Annotated in this window: 5 protein-coding genes; 2 read left to right on the forward strand and 3 right to left on the reverse strand. The window is 38.6% G+C overall.

Annotation, left to right across the window (positions count from 1 at the left end; translation table 11 throughout):
* The coding region (locus PL9214_RS10380; RefSeq protein ID WP_500690249.1) for a hydroxymethylglutaryl-CoA lyase-like TIM-barrel protein at nt 1-331 on the reverse strand (331 nt) is incomplete at its 3' end.
* Nucleotides 332-590: 259 nt separating this feature from the next.
* Between PL9214_RS10380 and PL9214_RS10385 the strand changes: the two genes are divergently transcribed.
* The gene (locus PL9214_RS10385; protein WP_072718761.1) at nt 591-923 is read left to right on the forward strand and encodes a 2Fe-2S iron-sulfur cluster-binding protein; all 333 of its coding nucleotides are present in this window, start codon (nt 591-593) and stop codon (nt 921-923) included.
* Between the two features lie 221 nt (nt 924-1144).
* Here the strand turns inward: PL9214_RS10385 and speA are convergent, their stop codons facing one another.
* Nucleotides 1145-3136, reverse strand: coding sequence for a biosynthetic arginine decarboxylase (speA, locus tag PL9214_RS10390; protein ID WP_072718762.1), 1992 nt, complete (start codon nt 3134-3136; stop codon nt 1145-1147).
* A 128-nt stretch (nt 3137-3264) separates the two neighbouring features.
* Between speA and ndk the strand changes: the two genes are divergently transcribed.
* Nucleotides 3265-3714: a nucleoside-diphosphate kinase gene (gene ndk, locus PL9214_RS10395; RefSeq protein ID WP_072718764.1), complete on the forward strand. Its 450-nt coding sequence runs from the start codon at nt 3265-3267 to the stop codon at nt 3712-3714.
* Between the two features lie 46 nt (nt 3715-3760).
* On the opposite strand, the gene PL9214_RS10400 is transcribed toward ndk, so the two are convergent.
* Complete coding sequence (locus PL9214_RS10400) at nt 3761-4459, reverse strand: TerC family protein (RefSeq protein WP_072718763.1); 699 nt, start codon at nt 4457-4459, stop codon at nt 3761-3763.
* Nucleotides 4460-4535 lie beyond the last annotated feature (76 nt).

The following is a 4535-nucleotide window of genomic DNA, read 5'->3' on the forward strand; positions in this document are numbered from 1 at the left end:
GCAAATCCCACGATTTCCCAAATAACGTTACCCAAAGGGTTCCCGCCGATAAAATGGCTTTTAAATTATCATCTTCTTCCGCATGGCTATTCGGTCGTCGAGTCGAGCAAAAAGCAACAACTTCAGAATGCACTAACGGTTGTTCTTGTAACTTCCAAAAAAATTGAACATCTTTAGGATTCGCACCGGGCCATCCTCCTTCAATAAAGGGAATTCCTAAACTATCTAATTGACGCGCAATTCGCAATTTATCATCCAAAGATAAGGATAATCCTTCTCGTTGTGCGCCGTCTCTTAAGGTTGTATCGTAGATCCAAAGCGGTTGAGTCATGGCTTGTAAATTTAACAGTTAACAATAATTTTGATCACCCGCAAATCAAGATGAGATCGATGAATGATCGAGATGCAGATGTCAGCATTCCATCACATTGTTATTGTGGCGTTCTGCTCTCTAACTGCTACATTATTATAAATCTGTTAGCTATATTTTCCTTTTTAACTCTTATTTTACTTTTAAAAGTCTAGTTTTGATCTTGAAAAAAAGTAACAATTCAGTTAAGAATCATTGCATAACTTTTATTAAGGGAAAAATGGTACAAATTCAAGCTCAAGGAAAAACCATCACTTGCGAACCGGGTGCGAATCTGCGGAAAGTCTTATTAGAGAATGGCGTTGATCTCTACAATGGTCAAGCTTCCCTGATAAACTGTCATGGATTTGGTACCTGTGGGACGTGTTGCGTCGAAATTGAAGGGGAAGTCTCTGAACCCCAAGGGAAAGAGAAAATTCGTCTTTCTCTTCCTCCCCATTCCTCCAAGAACCAGCGCCGTTTAGCGTGTCAGGTTAAAGTTTTGGGGGATATCAAAGTTAAGAAATATGACGGGTTCTGGGGTCAGGGTTCGCAAACCACCTGGACTCCATAATTAAAAAAATAAAAATGGGGTTTCTTGATTATTCCAGAAACCCCATATAACTTTTCATAATCTATTACCCGAAAAAAGTAATTGAATAAAAAAATTGACCCCAAAATCTGTCTAAGGATGACTGGGAAATTTAGCCCCCATCTGCGGAATGTGGGATATAAACAACAAAGACACAAAGAAAAGATTTCAACCTTCTTTTTTGTGTCTTTGTGATTCTTTGATTAATGCAGATAGGTATAACGGCGCAAACTGCGTTCGTAGTTTTGTAATAAGAGTTGAGATTCCTCTAAACTAATGCGATTATGCTCCAATGCTTGTTCAGTTTGGCGACGAATACTTTCGATTAAATCTTCTGTATCATATTGAACATAACCTAAGACTTCGTGCATGGTATCCCCTCTAATTACAGATTCAATTTGATACCCTTGGGGGGTGAGTTTAATATGAACAACATTGGTATCCCCAAATAAATTATGGAGATTTCCCATAATTTCTTGGTAAGCACCAGCTAAAAACATTCCTAAATAATAGGGTTGTTTTTCATTGGGATTTTGAGCAGAATTTGAGGGATGTTCTAAAGGATGTAATTCTAAAACATATTTGACATCGCGTAGATCAATAAACTGATCAATTTTGCCATCACTATCACAGGTTAAATCCGCTAAAGTTGCCCGTTTTGTCGGTTCTTCATCTAATCGATGAATCGGTAGAATGGGGAATAATTGATCAATAGCCCAGGTATCCGGCGCTGATTTAAAAACCGAAAGATTGACATAATAAATCGAAGCCATAATCTTTTCTAAGTCTTCTAATTCATCGGGAATATAATCAGAATTTCTGACGATTTCTAAGATTTTTCGACAACAAGCCCAATGGAGTTTTTCCGCTTTAGCGCGATCACTTAACCTTAAATAACCAAAATTAAATAAACTAATGGCTTCTCCTTTAAATTGGGTTGCATCATGATACGCTTCTTGATAGTTATCTTCATTAATAGATTGATAAGTATCATCCAAATTTCTTAAAATTAGATGATCTTTTTCGGAAATAGTCGGAGGTTCTCCCATGGGGATATCACTGGTTCCTAAAACATCAAAAACTAATACCGATTGATGGGATGCGATCGCTCGTCCACTTTCACTAATTAATGTAGGAACTGGTAATTTTCGCTCCTCACAAGCTTCTTTAACCTCCGCAACTACATCATTGGCATAATTCTGCATATTATAGTTTTTAGAGGCATGGAAATTAGTTTTAGAGCCATCATAATCAACCCCTAAACCACCCCCCACATCCAAATATTTCATGTTTGCCCCTAATTGAGCTAATTCTACATAAATTTGGCTGGCTTCTTGTAGGGCATCTTTCAGGACGCTAATGGAAGAAATTTGAGAACCAATATGAAAATGTAACAGTTGCAAACTGTCTAACATTTCAGCTTTTTTCAACTTTTCAACAACTTCCATAATTTCAGGAATCGTTAACCCAAATTTAGCGCGATCGCCCGTTGATCCTCCCCAACGTCCCACGCCTCTTGTACTTAATTTAGCCCGAACTCCCACAATCGGACGAATCCCTAATTGTTGACTCGCCACCATGACTAAATCGACTTCTTCAATTTGTTCTAAAACAATAATCGCCGTTTGTCCCAGCCGTTGCGCTAAAAGGGCGGTATTAATATATTCTTGGTCTTTATAACCATTACAAATTAACAAGGAATCGGGATTTTTTAATAACGCTAAAGCAATTAATAATTCTGGCTTTGAACCCGCTTCTAAACCAAAATGATAGGGTTGACCAAACCGGACTAAATCTTCTAGTAAATGCCGTTCTTGATTACATTTAACCGGATAAACCCCCCGATAAACCCCTGGATAACTATAACGAGCGATCGCTTTAGCAAAACAAGCATTTAATCGTTCAATTCTATCTTCGAGAATATCAGGAAACCGAATTAATAACGGTAACTCAATATTGCGACTTTTTAAAGATTCGACTAATTTTAATAAATCTAAAGATCCCCCTCGGTTGGCTTTGGGAGAAACCGTAATATGACCTGCGGCATTAATGGAAAAATAAGGATCACCCCACCCTTGAATGCGATAGAGTTTTTCACTGTCTTCAATTGTCCAGGTTTTTTGAGGTTTTCCGTTGGGGGAGTCCGTCGAAACCTGGGGTGTTTGTGTTGTGGGGGTAAGTGCGTTGACGTCCATATTTTCTATCCTTGCCGTTGAGCAACCATCAGACAGTTTAACGGGTTAAGTTAAGAATGACTAGCAATCTGTCACCTGGGATACGGTAATCTAAATTGTGAACTTTAATGACAACTAAGGAGATTCCCTTGGAACGGACATTTCTTGCGATTAAACCCGATGGCGTTCAGCGTGGACTCGTGGGCGAAATTATTCGGCGTTTTGAAACCAAAGGGTTTACCCTAGTCGGTTTGAAACTGCTCATCCCCTCTCAGGAATTAGCAGAAAAACACTATGCAGTCCACAAAGAAAGACCCTTTTTCAAGGATTTAGTGTCTTTTATTACCTCTGGCCCAATTGTGGCAATGGTCTGGGAAGGAGATGGTGTGGTAGCTTCTGCGCGTAAAATGATCGGCGCGACGAACCCGTTAAACGCTGAACCCGGAACCATTCGGGGAGATTTTGGAATCAATATTGGTCGCAATATTATTCATGGTTCTGATGCCATTGAAACCGCACAAAACGAAATCAGCTTATGGTTTAGTGATGCCGAATTAGCCAATTGGGAACCCACGATTAAACCTTGGTTAGTTGAGTAATTTTTAGGGTGTTAGCGGTTAACAATTGAGAGTTAACCGTTAACGATTAAGAATTACTCGGAGAATCAGTCACTCGTTGGGAAAATCCCCAAGCAAATAAACTCAAGGTCAGGACAACCATTAACCATTCCGGTGGGACTAACGCTGAATCAATTACTCGTAGTAATAATCGTAATCCCACTAAACCAACCGTTAAATATCCGGCTGTTTCTAAATAGACATATTCTTTTAGCCACTGAATAAATAAACTTGCCATAAATCGCAGAATAATAATCCCTACCGTTGCCCCGGTAATCACTAACCACGCTCGATCTGAAATAGCGATCGCAGCAGTCACACTATCGAGAGAAAAGGCTAAATCTGTAATAGCAATCAGGACTAGGACTTGTCCAAAAGAATGATAACGGACGGTTTCTTCTGAATTTTCTTCCTGATTTTTCTTGGTAAAATATCGAAAAACTAACCAGAGTAAATATAACGCTCCTAATAGCTCAAACTGCCAATATTTAATTACCCAAGTAGCCGTAATAATCAAAATAATCCGTAAAATAAATGCTAAAAATAACCCAATATTTAGAGCTTTATTTTGAAGCTTGCTATCTTCTAAACCACAGGAAATAGAAGCTAAAGCAATGGCATTATCCGCAGACAATACGGCTTCTAGGGCAACTAAAATAGGCAATAATACAAGAAGATTTAACTCTAAATTCCGAGAAAATTCAAAAACGTGATCAAGGTCTAACATTAACGATTGATGATTCCTAATAGTGTCCTAATTTCAAATTATAGAGGATAAAGGATTGACACTCCGCACTCTTCCC

Source organism: Planktothrix tepida PCC 9214, from assembly GCF_900009145.1.
Classification (GTDB): domain Bacteria; phylum Cyanobacteriota; class Cyanobacteriia; order Cyanobacteriales; family Microcoleaceae; genus Planktothrix; species Planktothrix tepida.